18 protein-coding genes and 1 riboswitch are annotated in these 14,100 nt (G+C 48.1%); of the genes, 14 read left to right on the forward strand and 4 right to left on the reverse strand.

Translation table 11 applies throughout. The features are described 5' to 3' along the window. Nucleotides 1–212: IS3 family transposase (locus KO087_RS09195; protein WP_215508699.1), on the forward strand; the 212-nt coding region annotated here is incomplete at its 5' end. A gap of 255 nt (nucleotides 213–467) precedes the next feature. Here the strand turns inward: KO087_RS09195 and KO087_RS09200 are convergent. Both KO087_RS09200 and KO087_RS09205 read right to left on the reverse strand, forming a co-directional pair. Then, nucleotides 468–839, reverse strand: coding sequence for a DUF488 domain-containing protein (locus KO087_RS09200; protein WP_251375016.1), 372 nt, complete (start codon nucleotides 837–839; stop codon nucleotides 468–470). After that, on the reverse strand, nucleotides 829–1,500 hold the full coding sequence (locus KO087_RS09205; RefSeq protein ID WP_215508930.1) for a Crp/Fnr family transcriptional regulator: 672 nt from the start codon (nucleotides 1,498–1,500) through the stop codon (nucleotides 829–831). Before KO087_RS09205 ends, KO087_RS09200 begins: the two co-directional genes overlap by 11 nt. A gap of 89 nt (nucleotides 1,501–1,589) precedes the next feature. Here KO087_RS09205 and KO087_RS09210 point away from each other — a divergent pair, with 89 nt between their 5' ends. The 3 genes from KO087_RS09210 (at nucleotide 1,590) to KO087_RS09220 (ending at nucleotide 4,002) form a co-directional block, all read left to right on the forward strand. Further along, nucleotides 1,590–2,261 carry a cupin domain-containing protein gene (locus KO087_RS09210; RefSeq protein WP_251375018.1) on the forward strand — a complete coding sequence of 224 codons (672 nt, stop codon included), beginning with the start codon at nucleotides 1,590–1,592 and terminating at the stop codon, nucleotides 2,259–2,261. A gap of 22 nt (nucleotides 2,262–2,283) precedes the next feature. Continuing rightward, complete coding sequence (locus KO087_RS09215; RefSeq protein WP_077074797.1) at nucleotides 2,284–3,495, forward strand: oxygen-binding di-iron domain-containing protein; 1,212 nt, start codon at nucleotides 2,284–2,286, stop codon at nucleotides 3,493–3,495. Between the two features lie 180 nt (nucleotides 3,496–3,675). Then, entirely contained in the window at nucleotides 3,676–4,002 is a 327-nt protein-coding gene (locus KO087_RS09220; RefSeq protein WP_251375020.1) for a cupin domain-containing protein, read from the forward strand. A gap of 97 nt (nucleotides 4,003–4,099) precedes the next feature. Here KO087_RS09220 and KO087_RS09225 read toward each other — a convergent pair whose 3' ends face one another. Then, nucleotides 4,100–4,267 (reverse strand): hypothetical protein, encoded by a 168-nt coding sequence (locus KO087_RS09225; RefSeq protein ID WP_215508931.1) that lies wholly within the window; start codon nucleotides 4,265–4,267, stop codon nucleotides 4,100–4,102. A 220-nt stretch (nucleotides 4,268–4,487) separates the two neighbouring features. On the opposite strand from KO087_RS09225, the gene KO087_RS09230 reads away from it, so the two are divergent. The 10 genes from KO087_RS09230 (at nucleotide 4,488) to KO087_RS09275 (ending at nucleotide 13,761) form a co-directional block, all read left to right on the forward strand. Continuing rightward, entirely contained in the window at nucleotides 4,488–5,936 is a 1,449-nt protein-coding gene (locus KO087_RS09230; RefSeq protein WP_215508932.1) for a hypothetical protein, read from the forward strand. Nucleotides 5,937–6,235: 299 nt separating this feature from the next. Next, complete coding sequence (locus tag KO087_RS09235; protein ID WP_215508933.1) at nucleotides 6,236–7,150, forward strand: DMT family transporter; 915 nt, start codon at nucleotides 6,236–6,238, stop codon at nucleotides 7,148–7,150. Nucleotides 7,151–7,323: 173 nt separating this feature from the next. Beyond that, nucleotides 7,324–7,432: riboswitch (FMN riboswitch) on the forward strand. A gap of 148 nt (nucleotides 7,433–7,580) precedes the next feature. Continuing rightward, nucleotides 7,581–8,963 (forward strand): MATE family efflux transporter, encoded by a 1,383-nt coding sequence (locus KO087_RS09240; protein ID WP_215508934.1) that lies wholly within the window; start codon nucleotides 7,581–7,583, stop codon nucleotides 8,961–8,963. 178 nt (nucleotides 8,964–9,141) lie between these two features. Continuing rightward, complete coding sequence (locus KO087_RS09245; RefSeq protein WP_215508943.1) at nucleotides 9,142–9,357, forward strand: helix-turn-helix transcriptional regulator; 216 nt, start codon at nucleotides 9,142–9,144, stop codon at nucleotides 9,355–9,357. Then, nucleotides 9,344–9,784, forward strand: coding sequence for a hypothetical protein (locus tag KO087_RS09250; protein WP_215508935.1), 441 nt, complete (start codon nucleotides 9,344–9,346; stop codon nucleotides 9,782–9,784). Before KO087_RS09245 ends, KO087_RS09250 begins: the two co-directional genes overlap by 14 nt. A gap of 217 nt (nucleotides 9,785–10,001) precedes the next feature. Then, complete coding sequence (locus KO087_RS09255; protein WP_215508936.1) at nucleotides 10,002–11,243, forward strand: hypothetical protein; 1,242 nt, start codon at nucleotides 10,002–10,004, stop codon at nucleotides 11,241–11,243. Between the two features lie 154 nt (nucleotides 11,244–11,397). Then, nucleotides 11,398–12,030, forward strand: a complete 633-nt coding sequence (locus tag KO087_RS09260; RefSeq protein ID WP_215508937.1) for a DUF6796 family protein — start codon at nucleotides 11,398–11,400, stop codon at nucleotides 12,028–12,030. Between the two features lie 117 nt (nucleotides 12,031–12,147). Further along, nucleotides 12,148–12,507 (forward strand): DUF4357 domain-containing protein, encoded by a 360-nt coding sequence (locus KO087_RS09695; RefSeq protein ID WP_490393065.1) that lies wholly within the window; start codon nucleotides 12,148–12,150, stop codon nucleotides 12,505–12,507. Nucleotides 12,508–12,556: 49 nt separating this feature from the next. Further along, nucleotides 12,557–13,363 (forward strand): coiled-coil domain-containing protein, encoded by an 807-nt coding sequence (locus KO087_RS09270; protein ID WP_215508939.1) that lies wholly within the window; start codon nucleotides 12,557–12,559, stop codon nucleotides 13,361–13,363. Continuing rightward, nucleotides 13,360–13,761, forward strand: coding sequence for an HIRAN domain-containing protein (locus tag KO087_RS09275; protein WP_215508940.1), 402 nt, complete (start codon nucleotides 13,360–13,362; stop codon nucleotides 13,759–13,761). The genes KO087_RS09270 and KO087_RS09275 overlap by 4 nt, the downstream gene beginning before the upstream one ends. A 127-nt stretch (nucleotides 13,762–13,888) precedes the next feature. Here the strand turns inward: KO087_RS09275 and KO087_RS09280 are convergent. Continuing rightward, nucleotides 13,889–14,100 (reverse strand): IS3 family transposase (locus KO087_RS09280; RefSeq protein ID WP_215508699.1); only part of this gene is annotated, 212 nt, incomplete at its 5' end.

Consider the following 14,100-nt stretch of genomic DNA (forward strand, 5'->3'; position numbering starts at 1 on the left):
CCAGAAAAGGCAATTGCTACGACAACGCACCCATGGAAAACTTCTTCAGCGTACTGAAAAGAGAAATCTATGCCGGCCACGTCTACCAAAGCCGGCAAGAACTCGTTCGGGCCATTGAAAATTTTATTCGCTATTACAACAACGATCGAATCAAAGAAAAGTTAGGAGGTCTGAGTCCGAAAGAGTACCGTGAACGCATGCAATCCGCATAGAACGAATGTTATGTAAAACAAAATCGAGTAAGCGAAATGCTTACTCGATTAAGTCCAACTTTATGGGGTCACTCTAATCATGGACAGAGATTTTTTTTTCATATGTTGTACATTCCTCGTAATCATCATATATCTCGTGAAGGTGTCCGGACCATGTGTTTTAGTCGCTCGTCGAGCAAACAAATGATGCCACAAGGCATGCAGAGTTCCGTGCGCTGTACCTTCCGCTTTCCTTGCATGGGACCAACTGTTTATTTACGGATCAGTTCTTTCTTCTAACCATTCTTTCAAGACAACGGCATGATTATACTTCTCGTCTTTTGCACCGTACAGCAGAGTTACCTGTTGATCCTGTGCTTTTTGCATGCACAAATTTTTGAATTCGTGTGACGCCGGGTTGCTATTCAATTCCTGTCTGTAAAGCGCCTCAAACGCATCGTATTTTGCAGGATCATGAGAAAACCATTTTCGAAGCTCCTTTGATGGAGCAATTTCCTTTGCCCATAAATTGATTCGGGCATTTTCCTTTCTTATGCCCCGCGGCCAGAGCCTGTCCACGAGCACGCGGAAACCATCGGTGTCCGCCGCCGGCTCATAAATGCGCTTGCATCGCAACTCATTCATCATGGTCGGTCTCCTTCAATATAAATTCATTTTTACGGTAAGAAATAAGTCCTTCCGCCTGCATTTTAGAAAGTTCATTGGACATGGCACTGCGGTTCACGGCGAGGTAATCGGCGAGCTGTTGCCGATTAAAGGGGATGGTAAAGTACGCGCTTCCGTGTTCCAGGGCCTGCTCGGAAAAATAAGACAGGAGCCTTTCCCTTAAAGATTTGGAAGCGGTATGTATCATGCGGGAAGACATGTTTAAATTTTTTTGGGCAGAGATGCGAAGCATATTCTGAATGATGCGATTATGATAGGTACATCCCTTCCGGCAGGTCGTCAAAACATGTTTTACATTTAGAAAGATGATGTCGGTATCTTCGCATGCGATGACATCGCACAGGAGCTCTTTTCCGGGAATGGCCGCGTAGTTTTCCGCAAAGACCTCCCCTTTGGCCACATGCCCGAAAATAATGCTGTTACCCCAATAAAGGTTCACGACGATATTGACGCTTCCGAATGCCACGAGCCCGAATTCATCCACAGGCGATCCGGCTCGGAAGATGACGTCGCCTTTTTGAAATTTCCGCTCATAGGCGCCGAGGCAGAGGAGAAGCTCTGCAATTTCGTCTTCTCTAATACCGCGAAAAAGCTGTGTGTTCGCCAGAAAAAAAGTATTCATAAAATCCTCCGATATGTTGCCAAAACAACGTATGCGTTGCTACGATTTTATTATACTATAAGTAGAAAGGCGAGAGAGGAGGAGAAAGCATGAATGACATGGAGGTCAACGAAGAGAAAACCGTTGGCAAGGTCTTTTCCATCGGAAAGGAGAATCCGCCGATTCCGGGATGCACCGTCTCAAAAGCCTTCGGCGGCGATAAGGGGATCACCTTTTTTTCCCTGGCGAAGCATACGGATATTAGCGCAGAAATTTATCCCTACCATAAACTATTGATCGTGGCTGAAGGCAGCGTGGCGGTTTACGGAAAAGACGGCTTTTCGCAAGTAGTGCATGCCGGGGAAAGCATCTTAACCGAGGCGGATGTCCCCGTGGGCATGCAAACGACAGAAGGCAGTGTGTATACGGAAGTTTGCATAGGAAAGGAGAGCAGGATGAACGAATTAGTCAAAGCAGGAGAAGTTTTTAGGCTGGAAGACCTGGTTCCCTATGGAGAAGGAAAGATCGTCAACATGGATGTGGTGCACAATGACAAAATGAAGCTTGTGGTTATGGCCTTTGATGGAGGCACGAGCCTTTCGGAACACGCCGCCCCCGGCGAGGCAATTGTCTTTGCCTTAGACGGCGAGGCTGTGATCGGATATGAAGGAAAAGAGCATGTCATTCGCGCCGGCGAAAATTTTCATTTTGCAAAGGGCGGCCTGCACGCGGTAAAAGCGACGAAGAAATTTAAGATGGCGCTTCTTCTAACATTGGAATAAAAAGAAGGGGAGATGAAAAATTATGAAAAAACAAATCAAGAACAATGTATATTGGGTCGGAAAAATTGACTGGGAACTTCAGGAATTTCACGGAACAGAATACTCCGTGCACAATGGATCCAGCCAAAATGCTTATTTGATCAAAGAAGAAAAGACGGTATTAATTGACACTGTATGGACTCCCCATAAAGAAGAGTTTGTAAAGAATCTTAAGAGTGAAATCGAGTTGAAGGAAATTGACTATATCGTTATTAACCATGGAGAGCCCGATCATTCAGGGTCTTTATTAGAAATTATGGAGGAAATTCCAAATACTCCGATTTTCTGTACAGCCAATGGTAAAAAATCGCTCGTTGGGCAATATCATCACCCGGAATGGGACTATAGGGTTGTAAAAACCGGGGATTCTGTGGATATAGGAAACGGAAAGCAATTAGTGTTTGTAGAAATGAGAATGCTTCACTGGCCGGATTCAATGGCAACTTATTTGACCGGAGACAATATCTTATTTTCCAATGATGCCTTCGGTCAGCACTATGCCCTAAGTGAACTCTTCAACGACAAGGCAGACCCGACCATTCTATGGAATGAAGCGATGAAGTACTATGCGAACATTTTAACGCCTTTTTCGTCTTTTGCTAAAAAGAAGATTGAGGAGATTGTAGCTATGAACCTGCCTATAGACATTATTGCAACAAGTCATGGTAGTATTTGGAGAGAGAATGCCCTTGAAATAGTAGAAAAATATGCTGAATGGGCAGATGCTTATAAGGAAGATCAAGTCACAATTATCTACGACTCAATGTGGGGAGCAACCAAAAAAATTGCCCACAAAATTGCAGATGATATAAGAGAACTCTCCCCGTCCACCAGGACAAAGGTTCTGTCTGTGGCAGAAATGGACAGAAATGACATAATGACTGAAGTTTTTAAATCGAAGGCCATCGCTGTAGGCTCTCCCACAGTCGGACAATCTGCAATTACCACGATTTCGGGCTGGTTACACTTTCTTCAAGAACTTAAATTTAAAGACAAGGTAGCAGGAGTTTTCGGTTCCTACGGATGGTCGGGAGAAGGGAACAAAGTTTTACGAGAAGAACTCGAAAAGGCAGGTTTTAAACTTATAGACGAAGAATTAAAGGCTTCTTGGATGCCGGACGATGAGTTTTTAAAAGGAACTGAAAAGTTTGCTAAGTCTCTACTGGATGCCTCGACTTTTGAAAAGAAAAATTAATAAGAGCGAATGTGCTATTTTTTCAATAAAAGTTGTTAATGTCCAATTGACAGAAAGATCTTATTTTTGCAAGTGGTGCAAGTTGGAGACGACATCGTCACATTGGCGGGCACCCCTATGGGCATGGGAACAACAGAGGGCAGTGTCTATACGGAAGTTTGCATAGGAAAGGAGAGCAGGATGAACGAATTAGTCAAAGCAGGAGAAGTTTTTAGGCTGGAAGACCTTGTTCCTTATGAAGAAGGAAAGATCGTCAACATGGACGTGGTGCATAATGACAAGATGAAGCTTGTGGTTATGGCCTTTGACGAAGGCACGGGCCTTTCGGAGCACGCCGCTCCCGGCGAGGCAATTGTCTTCGCCTTGGACGGCGAGGGCGTGATTGAATATGAGGGAAAAGACCATACCATTCGCGCCGGCGAAAATTTTCACTTTGCCAAGGGCGGCCTCCACTCGGTAAAAGCGACAAAGAAATTTAAAATAGCGCTTCTTCTTACCTTGGGATAATAGGCGATCGCGGCAGTACAACGAAACACACAAAACAAAACACGCCGGGAGGGAATCCATCCGGCGTGTTTTTTTTAGAAGGAAACAGATGTGTTGTTTATTGATTTGTATCGTCAGCCGAGTCGTCGGCTTCGATGAATTCTGCACTCTTTGCAATGGCCGACACCTCCGTCTGGATGCTCCAGCTGTTGGTGCCGTCTAAATCGTCGCCTTTGGGATAGTAGCTGATACCTTCCGAGGTCGTGCCGAAATGATGGTCCACCACGTCCCAATCCGCTTCGCTGCCGGGGAGATTTTTTTACATCACATGAAAGTGTGAGAGTTGAAAAATAAATTAGGGAATAGTTCAAGGTATGTATCATTTTGTTGGAACGGTCTTTAGAAAAAAGGGTGCCTTTAAATTTTCTCACATAACAATCCATTCCCGCTAATTCTGTACTATAATAAAGCAAAGTAGATATATTTTCTTTAAAGGAGGCGATGACATGAAAAGAAGTTCGATGGCGTTGATGCTCTTTTTGGCGGCGGTGCTTCTCGCAGGATGCGCCATTGGCTCGGCCGAGTCCGGAAAGGAAAGTGCGAAGCGTGGGAATGGGGCGGCGAATGGTACCGCTTCAAAGGCAGTGGCCCTATTAAACCCTGTGAAAGGCGCGACGATCGGATCCGTTTCTTATTATGTGGAAGACAGAAAGGTGTGGAAGGATTTCGTGGACGAGAAGTACGCGGGCTCTGCGAAGCGAGAGGATCGCGGCCTCCACGTGCCGCGGATTCTCCTGGATTCCAAGGACGCGGCCGGGGCCAACAAGCGGATCGACGACATGGTGAACGCCATGAAGGCCACCTACGAGAAATATGAGAAGGAAATGGAAGGCAACGATCCCGGAATCTATGCCGCTTTTTCCGCCTATCAAGACGAGGATGTGCTAAGCGTCATGATCAAAACTTTCGATCTTTGGGAACAGGGGCCGGCTCATTACACCGTGTTTAATTTCTCCCTTCCCGACGGCAAGTTCATCGACGACGATGCCCTTATGAAGCATTTCGGCGTGGCGAAGGGCGAGCTGTTGGGACTCATCGAAAACAGCTTGGTCGAAGCACAGGCGAAAGAAACGAGCATTTATTATCGAGATAGCACCGATTCGTCCTATTTCTACAATCCGAACCACTATACCGGTTTGGTGCTTAACAATCTCTGGGACAAAGGCCAGGCTCCGGATCAACGGATCTATATCGACGAAGTGGGCGCGCCTATGTTTGTCTGCGCCCAATCCATCGATCCGGACGCGGGACTGTGCCCGTCCCTTTTAAAACTGAGGGACGACAAATTTGACGCAGATCCCATATCCGATGTTTATGTAAGAATGGCGAGAAAACTCGGCGTCGATCCGGCCGATGAAAACCACAAGGCCTTCATCATCCACCTGGGCGGTGCCTTTGACGAAGGGAGCTTGAAAGAGACCCTGGCGAAATTACACGTTTGGACAGGCGTGTTCACGAATTGGGAAGATCCGAACATGCTTATTTCCGTGAAAGAGAGCGAGGGCGCAGGCAGGCCCTACCTTAACGGCGAGGAATGCTACCTGGTGATTCCCAAGTACAAGAACGCCTCTGTTTGCCTCAAGGAACTTGCGGTTTCAGAGGGCGGAAAGCTGAAGGAAGTGGACAATCCCTCTTTGGATACCCTTGGAACCACCGGCATCACCTTTATTTGCCAAAACATCAGCGACATCGCCCCAAACGGCAAGATCACCATTCGCTATAGAGACGATATCACGGCATTTTCTCCCTCCATCAGCTTGAAGGACGGAAGCATGATGCTCCCCGATGAAGTCACCGACGCGGAGGCCATTCTCCATTGGAAGGATCTCGTGGAAAAAGAGGGCTATTCCAACATGATGTTTGAACGCTTCATGTCCGTTATGGGCAAGGGTTAATTTAATTTTTGTAAGGATTCGGAAAACATAATAGCCATGAGCGATTCTATTTTTGTCGCGAGCGCCTTACTTTGTGTTATGATAAAGGCGTCATCGATCCCATGGGGTCGAAACAGGATAATGTCTTTCGTTGAAACCATGGCTCCGGAATAAGCATGGAAAAAGAGAAATAAATAAAACAAACCTCGACATGGTGATTTATCCCTGCCACGTCGGGGTTTTTCATTGGCCGTGAGCCATGGTTTGTCCCCTTCGCGGGCTTCGGCGGAGCGGGGATAAGTATCGATGCGGAGGTAGATTTGTTAAGAGAAAAGAAAAAAGCCATAGTCATGAGTATCCTCGCCATGCTTTTGTGGGGGAGTGCCATACCCTTAATTAAATGCACCTTTGTGGAGCTGGGCATCGGAAAAACGGACACGGGACTGAAAATATGGGTGGCGGGCATCCGCTTTTTGCTGGCCGGTTTTTTGACCATGGTCTATTTTAAAGTGAGCGAAAAGGGGCGGCGGATCGCCTTTAAGAAAGTGAACTGGAAATTCGTCGTGATCCTGGCTTTGATCCAAACGTCCCTTCAATACATTTTCTATTATGTGGGCCTTTCCCACGTGGCCGGCGTGAAGTCCTCGATTATTCAATCCACCAATGCCTTTCTCGTGGTGTTGATCTCGGCGGTTCTCTTGCCTAAGGAAAAAGTGAACCCGAACATTCTCATCGCCCTCCTGTTGGGGACTCTTGGCATCATTATATCCAATGGCCCGGCGGAGAACACCGGCACCATTCACTTTGCCGGGGAAGGCTTTGTGCTCATCGCCACCACATTAAATGCCCTGGCCTCGGTCATGATTCGAAAATACGGAAAGGGCGAAAATTCCTTTATCCTCACGTCCTTTCAATTCATCATCGGTGCCGTGGTGCTCATTTTCTTGGGAAGAGCCCTCGCCGCAAGGCCCTTGGTCCTCACGGCGAAAGGTTGCGTCATGATTTTATACGGCGCTTTTATTTCGGCGACCTCATTTTCCATGTGGACCTGGGTCCTGCAACACTACCACGCCAATGAATTCGGCGTCTACAAACTCTTTATACCGATCTTCGGCTCCCTTTTGTCCGTACTCGTACTGGGCGAAACTTTTACCTTAAACATGGCCGTGGGACTGGCGCTGGTCCTCCTGGGCTCCTTTATCCTAAATAAGAAAAAAATAAGTCTCGTGAAATAAAAGAGAGATTCGAAAATACCGACGTAGGATTGCCTGCGTCGGTTTTTTATGTTGCGTTTTTGTGATCGATGCTATTTATGTGCAGTTGATTTTTTCGAGAAACCTAATGAAAAAACAAAAAAATGAATAAATCGATTGACCACACGGCAAAACAGTGATAGATTAAGGGTGAAAGTTTTCTTCGGAAACGAATTTTTTCTACTGGCGGTAAAGCCCGCGAGCGCAAGCTAATTCGGTGAAAGTCCGAAGCCAACAGTCCGGTCTGGAGGGGAGAAGGAGGCTTTTCGGTTTGTTGCCGGATGCCCTTTCTGTTCGTTTTCTGAAATTTGAAATAGCATTCGGCACAAGGTTACGCCTTTTGGGAGGCTTTGTCGCCGAATGTTTTTATTTGCGGCAAACTTCCTTGGAAAAGAAGAGAGGAAGGTGCATGGTGAAAAAGACGCAAAATGGTGTCAGCCCTTTGGCGACAGAGCCGATTTCGAAGCTTTTGCTCCGCTACTCGGTGCCGACGACGCTGACCCTCATGGTGAATTACCTTTACAATATCGTCGATCAAATCTTCGTCGGGCAGGGCGCGGGGATCACCGGCATGGCGGCGGTCAATGTGGCTTTTCCCGTCGCCATCCTCGTAAACGCCGTCGCCCTCATGCTCGGCGACGGCTGCGCTGCCAACGTGAGCTTGTGTTTGGGGCGAAAGGATCAGAATACGGCGGATCGCATCTTCGGTCAAGGCGTCATGTGGATCATCGTGAGCGGCCTCGTCATGGCCATGATCGGCAGTCTTTTTGCGCCGCAGATCGTGCGGCTCTTCGGCACCACGGATACGGCCTACGACGAATCCCTCGCCTACCTTCGGACCATTGCCATCGGCTTCCCCTTTCAACTCATCTGCCCCGCCTTTACCGCCATGATTCGTGCCGACGGTTCGCCGAAGTACACGATGAAATGCATGATGACAGGCGCCGCCATCAATGTGGTCTTCGATCCGATCTTCATTTTCGGGCTCCATATGGGGGTTGTTGGCGCGGGAATCGCCACGGTCATCGGCGAAGTGGTGGCCGGAGTCCTGTGCCTCCTCTATCTTCGCCGGCTCAAGACCGTGCGCCTCACAAAAGGTGCCTTGCGCCCGACCCGGGATTTGACCCTTCGGATTTTGAAGCTGGGCTTTCCCAGTTTCTTGACACAAGTATTGACCGCATTGGTACAAATCGTGCTCAACAACCTTATGCGTATCTACGGCGCCGTCACCATTTACGGCAGCGACATGGCATTGTCCGTCTACGGCATGATGATGAAAGTCTACCAAATGGCCCACGCCATGTTCGTCGGCGTCTCCTCTGCCATTCAGCCCATTAACGGCTACAATTTCGGGGCGAAAAACTACGCGCGGGTGCGCCATACCTACCGCATGGCCACGACCATCGCCTTGATCATTTCTGCATTTTGGTCCGCCGTCTACCTCTTGCTGCCCCGTCAGATTGCCGCCCTTTTTGTCTCGGGCAATTCCCTTTACGGCGACTGCGCGGCCCACTTCTTCCGCTTCTACATGATGGCCTTTTTCCTCTACGGCCTCCACATGACCACGGCCTCCTTCTTTCAAGGCATCGGAAAACCCCTCCGCTCCCTGCTCATTCCCTTGGTGCGTCAGGGCGTCCTCTTGATTCCCCTGGCACTTATGCTCTCCGCAACCTACGGATTAAACGGCGCCCTTTTCGCCGTGCCCATTGCAGATAGCCTCACCTGTCTGTTGTGCATCGCCATGGCGTGGACGGAATTTCGCGGGTGGAAAAAGCGGGGATGGCTTACGGAATGATGGAATAAGGAATTGAGAAAAGCACTTACAAAAGTAGGTGCTTTTTTTCTTTCGTGGTGGGGATGGATTTGTTCGGGAAAAAAGCGCGCGAAAAAATGGAAAGTAAGCTTGACATAAAAGGGGCGACCGATTACACTAAATGTAAAGCTAGCTTGTCATCATCCGGAGGTGATTCCATCTGAAAAACAGACTCGAGGAAATAAGAAAAGAACGCGGCATCACGCAGGCGGAACTGGCAAATATTCTCGAAGTATCCAGGCAGACCATCGGTTCCTTGGAAAACGGAAGATACAATCCGTCCATTCTTTTGGCCTTTAAAATCGCCGCGTACTTTCAATTGACCATAGAAGATATTTTTATCTACGAAGAGGGAGCGGAAGATGAAACAAAATAACACGGTTTTGAAAAATTTAGTTTTTGCACTTTTTGGACTGGCGCTGATCGTCCTCGGTATTCTCGCCCACATGCACGGTGTGAGCGTCGAGAAAGGGATCGTCGCCATGTATTATCTGTTGATCGGCATCGGCTGCGGAATATTCGGTCATCATACGGGAAACATCATTAGCTATTTCTCTACGAGAAATAATGAGGAATTAAAGAGACAAATAGAGATCGAAAAAAACGACGAAAGAAATCTATTGATCGCGGAAAAAGCCAAGTCCAAAGCTTACGACTTCATGATTTATCTGTTCGCTGCCATGCTTATTATGTTTTCGTTGATGGGCGTCGATAAATTACAGATCATCATCGTCGTAGCCATCTATTTATCCATACAAATTTACGCCTTGTATTGGCGATCGAAATTCGAAAGAACAATGTAGACGGGGAGGAAAAGAAAGTGAACAAGAAAGTCGTCGCTTCTATCCATTATGTCGAAATTAGTCGGCATTAACAGAGGGGACAATTACCTTTGGAAGGACCTGCCGGGGACGTGGGGCAACAGCCGGAAGCGAATCGGAAAAAGCAGGCGATTTTGATGGAGGAAATTTTTATGATAAACTATTTATGTTAAGTCGTAATTTTTAACAAAGGAGTTTTATGAATAAAAAAACAAGAAGCATAATTTTCGCCTACGTCGGCGTCCTCACCGGCGCCGGCCTGGCCAGCGGGCAGGAGCTCATGCAGTACTTTCTGTCCTTCGGTCTTTCGAGCCTTTACGCCATCGCCGCCGTGGGTGTGTTGCACGTGGTGGTGGGTGGCATCGTCTTGCAATTAGGCAGCCATTTCGTCGCCGAGAGCCACATCGACGTCCTCGACGAGGTGACCTCCACCGCCGTGACGAAATTCATGGACTACGCCCTCATCGTCAATTGCTTTTTAATGGGCTTTGTCATGATCGCCGGCGCCGGATCCAATCTGAATCAACAATTCGGCCTGGCGCCCTGGGTGGGCTCCCTTCTGTGCACGGTGCTCATCGTCGTCGTGGGAATGCTGGATTTCGACAAAGTGGCGAAAATCATCGGAGCCTTCACGCCCCTGGTCCTGGTCTTTACCTTGATCGGTGCGGTCTACACCATGGTCAAGGCCACGCCGGATGCCGCGTTTTTGGACGTACTGGGCAAAAGCCTGCCGCCGGCGCTTCCCAACCTTCCCCTCTCCACCATTAACTACTTCGGCCTCTGCATGATCAGCGGCATTTCCATGGCCTTCGTCTTAGGGGGCAGTAAAACCGACCCGGCCGAAGCCCGCATCGGCGGCATGATCGGCGGCGGTCTCGTGGCCATCCTGACAGGGCTCGTCGGCGCGACCCTCTTTCTCGCCTTGGAAATCGTAAAAGATGCGGACATTCCCATGCAGACCGTGCTGGACAGCGTGCATCCCGCCATGGGCCTCGCCATGTCCGTCATCATCTTCGGCATGATCTTTAACACGGGCATGTCCCTTTTCTATTCCGCCGCGCGGCGCTTCTCCCACACAGAAGGCAGCTTTAAGCGAAACCTGATCCTCTTCACCTTGGCAGGCTTCGGTCTATCTTTTATGGGGTTTAAAAAACTTATGGCCATCCTCTATCCCATCTTAGGGTATTTGGGGCTTATCCTCATCCTTATCTTAATCGGTGCCTGGATTCGGGAGCGCAGCGAAATAAAATCCGAGATCAAAAAAAGAAAGAAAATCAACCGCCTCACGAGAAAGAAATTAGACGACGACCTGGAATTTAGTAAAAAAGATAAAGAAAAACTGGATCAACTGGCCGAAGCCTCCATTATCGAAGACAAAAAAATCAAAGAAGCCGTGGCGGAAGAAGTGTCCGAAGCATTGGAAGACGAAAAAGACGAATAAATTCCCCGTCGTAGAAGCCCCACGACGAGGACAAAAACCGGAAGCATCTGCGAAAGTAGGTGCTTTTTTTATGGAGGTGGTTTTCAAAATTTCCGAGCGGTATAATAAAAGCGACAACGACTATCACTTAAACGAGATGAAAGGAGCACACAGGATGACGCTGAAACAATCCATCCTCATAGGCCTTGTGGGCGCATGCCTTATGTTTGCAGGCGACATGACCCTATACTACAGTCGCGACGATTACGACAGCAAAGACACGATCAACAGCATTACCGCCATTATGAAACAAGTGGCCGTCAAACGGCTATACATCGGCGGCATCATCGGCCCCATCGGTGCTTTTATCTACTGCATCGGCCTGTACCACATGGTCCTGGCCTGCCGGGAACCCCACGAGGCCATGGGACGCATCGTCTACCTCATCAATGCCCTCGGGCTCATACTGGGCGGCGCCTACCACATTCAATGCGCCTACTTGGGCCTTTTATCCCGCCACGAAAGCCAAGGCGCCTTCGATGAATTTTTTAAATTCCTGAAATTCCAAGCCATTATCACCTTTGGCATCATGGCCATAGGAAACGTGGCGCTGAGCGCCATGATCCTCTTCGGTGTAACTCTATTTCCCCGCTTCCTGGTGCTGTTGACCCCGGCCGTGCTTATACTCGTCACACCCCTGGTGGGGAAACTGCCCAAAGGCCCCCACATGATTATTCGCGGCGGCTGGCTCAACATCATCTACATCATTTACTATGTCTCCCTCTTGATCTGCCAAATACTTGAATGAAAACAGGCCAAATACTTGAATGAAAATCAGCCGAACACTTGAATGAAAAGTGGATAAAGACATTGATTGACGATAAAATAGATGCAAGTATTAGCTTTATGTGACAACATGAGGAGAATGTCGGAGGAAAAAGCACTCGAGAAACAATATGATTTGTTTTTGTCCAGAAAAAGCAGGAAATCAAATCGACGGATTGAAGCCAGGTGCAAAAGAACCGACGAAGGCTTTGTCGTACTGAATGGCAGCATGATTGAATTGATCGATTCGCAGGCGATACCGAGATCCATAAAAGAATTGCGGGATACCTGTAGAAAAAATAATGAAATCATGGACGGAAGAGTGTGCAAAAACCATTTGTTTAACAGCCCTTCCTATGCCGCTGCCTTTGTTTTAGGAACCAACGCAAATGGGAGAACCGAATGGAAAACGGAAGACGGTAGAACCTTAAAGGAATTGGAAGAGGAAGAAGCGCAATAATACCTTTTTGTCGGATAATAAATTGGATAAGGAGAAAGGAGGGCGCGGTATGGGTGAATTGATTGAGTTTCCCGATTTGAAGCAATCAAGGGAGACGGTTCGCAAGCTCAAACAGGATCTGGAGGCGCTTCTTTTGGAAAGGGAGCATCTCCGGAGCGTGGTTTGTGTGAATATTCAAAGGGAGTATACCTTGATTTTCGGTGGCCTTGAATATCAGCTGTACAAAGCGTCCTGCGACTACCTTCGTTTGCGTCGAAAGAAGGATTTGATTCAGGCGAAGAAGAATCGCCGGGAAAGGATCGATTTAAAGGCCGTGGAGGCGCAGCTGGACGAGGAATTTCTCGAGTACAAGAAGAAGTTGGACGAAAAGATGTCGGAGGTAAATCAGGCACTGAAGGCCTCAACCAAGGAATTTTTGTCGGAGGAGGAGACGAAGGCGATAAAAAAGCTCTACAAGCAGCTGGTGAAGCGCCTCCATCCGGATTTGAATCCTTCTGCGACCGAGGCGGAAATCGAATTATTTTACCGCGCCACGGAAGCCTATAAGCGTGGTGATCTAAAGGCCTTGCGCCTGATCGATGCCATTGCGGAGAGTGGTGAGTCTAGGGACGATGATTTATCTTCCGCTGTCGCCTTGGAAAAGGAATCGGAGCGGTTGGAAGGCTTAATCGACGGGGTGCAAAAAGACATTGAAGGGATTCGATCCAATCCGCCCTATATTTGGCGAATTTATTTGGAAGATGAGAAGAAAAAGGCGGAGAAATTGCGTCAACTGAAAGAGGAATTGGCGAATTTCAAAACGGCCATCAAGACCCAGCAAGAGTATATTTGTGATTTAATGGGGGATGAGCGATGAATCATTTGGCAAAGGGCGATCAGGGTGCGCTCATTCAATACCTTCTACACAATGAAACGACCGTAACCTTGCCGACGCCTTTCGAGCGGGACATTTATCTTTTCGATACCTATGTGGCCGGAACGACTCACATTGAGGGAATTGAAACTCTGGCCCCTTCGCTTCGGGACGGGGATCGGCTGGTCTTTTATCGGGAGCCGAACAATACCCACGACCCTCAGGCGATTCGCATCGAGACATTGGAGAAGATAAAAATCGGCTATGTTCCCCGGCGGGACAATGTGGTTTTCTCCCGCCTCATGGATGCAGGGAAGCTCCTTTTCGCAACGGTTGCGGAAAAGGAGATGCGGGGCAACTGGCTAAAGATCGACATAAAAATTTACCTTCACGAAAGTTAAGGTAGCTGCCGTTCATTTGAAAAACGCAAAAAAAGACCCTTGCGGCCAATGTAGAGTGACCCCATAAAGTTGGACTTAATCGAGTGAGCATTTCGCTTGCTCGATTTTGTTTTACATACCATTCGTTCTATGCTGATTGCATGCGTTCACGGTACTCTTTCGGACTCAGACCTCCTAACTTTTCTTTAATTCGATCGTTGTTGTAATAGCGAATAAAATTTTCAATGGCCCGAACGAGTTCTTGCCGGCTTTGGTAGACGTGGCCGGCATAGATTTCTCTTTTCAGTACGCTGAAGAAGTTTTCCATGGGTGCGTTGTCGTAGCAATTGCCTTTTCTGG

The sequence above is a fragment of the Peptoniphilus rachelemmaiella genome, from assembly GCF_943169845.1.
Lineage (GTDB): Bacteria > Bacillota > Clostridia > Tissierellales > Peptoniphilaceae > Aedoeadaptatus > Aedoeadaptatus rachelemmaiella.

Coding starts and splice junctions, on each gene's coding strand:
- KO087_RS09230 (WP_215508932.1), top strand. CDS start 4,488: ATGAAAAGAAGTTCGATGGCGTTGATGCTCTTTTTGGCGGCGGTGCTT.
- KO087_RS09200 (WP_251375016.1), bottom strand. CDS start 839: ATGATGAATGAGTTGCGATGCAAGCGCATTTATGAGCCGGCGGCGGAC.
- KO087_RS09210 (WP_251375018.1), top strand. CDS start 1,590: ATGAATGACATGGAGGTCAACGAAGAGAAAACCGTTGGCAAGGTCTTT.
- KO087_RS09220 (WP_251375020.1), top strand. CDS start 3,676: ATGAACGAATTAGTCAAAGCAGGAGAAGTTTTTAGGCTGGAAGACCTT.
- KO087_RS09205 (WP_215508930.1), bottom strand. CDS start 1,500: ATGAATACTTTTTTTCTGGCGAACACACAGCTTTTTCGCGGTATTAGA.
- KO087_RS09250 (WP_215508935.1), top strand. CDS start 9,344: ATGAAACAAAATAACACGGTTTTGAAAAATTTAGTTTTTGCACTTTTT.
- KO087_RS09260 (WP_215508937.1), top strand. CDS start 11,398: ATGACGCTGAAACAATCCATCCTCATAGGCCTTGTGGGCGCATGCCTT.
- KO087_RS09215 (WP_077074797.1), top strand. CDS start 2,284: ATGAAAAAACAAATCAAGAACAATGTATATTGGGTCGGAAAAATTGAC.
- KO087_RS09695 (WP_490393065.1), top strand. CDS start 12,148: ATGTCGGAGGAAAAAGCACTCGAGAAACAATATGATTTGTTTTTGTCC.
- KO087_RS09270 (WP_215508939.1), top strand. CDS start 12,557: ATGGGTGAATTGATTGAGTTTCCCGATTTGAAGCAATCAAGGGAGACG.
- KO087_RS09275 (WP_215508940.1), top strand. CDS start 13,360: ATGAATCATTTGGCAAAGGGCGATCAGGGTGCGCTCATTCAATACCTT.
- KO087_RS09255 (WP_215508936.1), top strand. CDS start 10,002: ATGAATAAAAAAACAAGAAGCATAATTTTCGCCTACGTCGGCGTCCTC.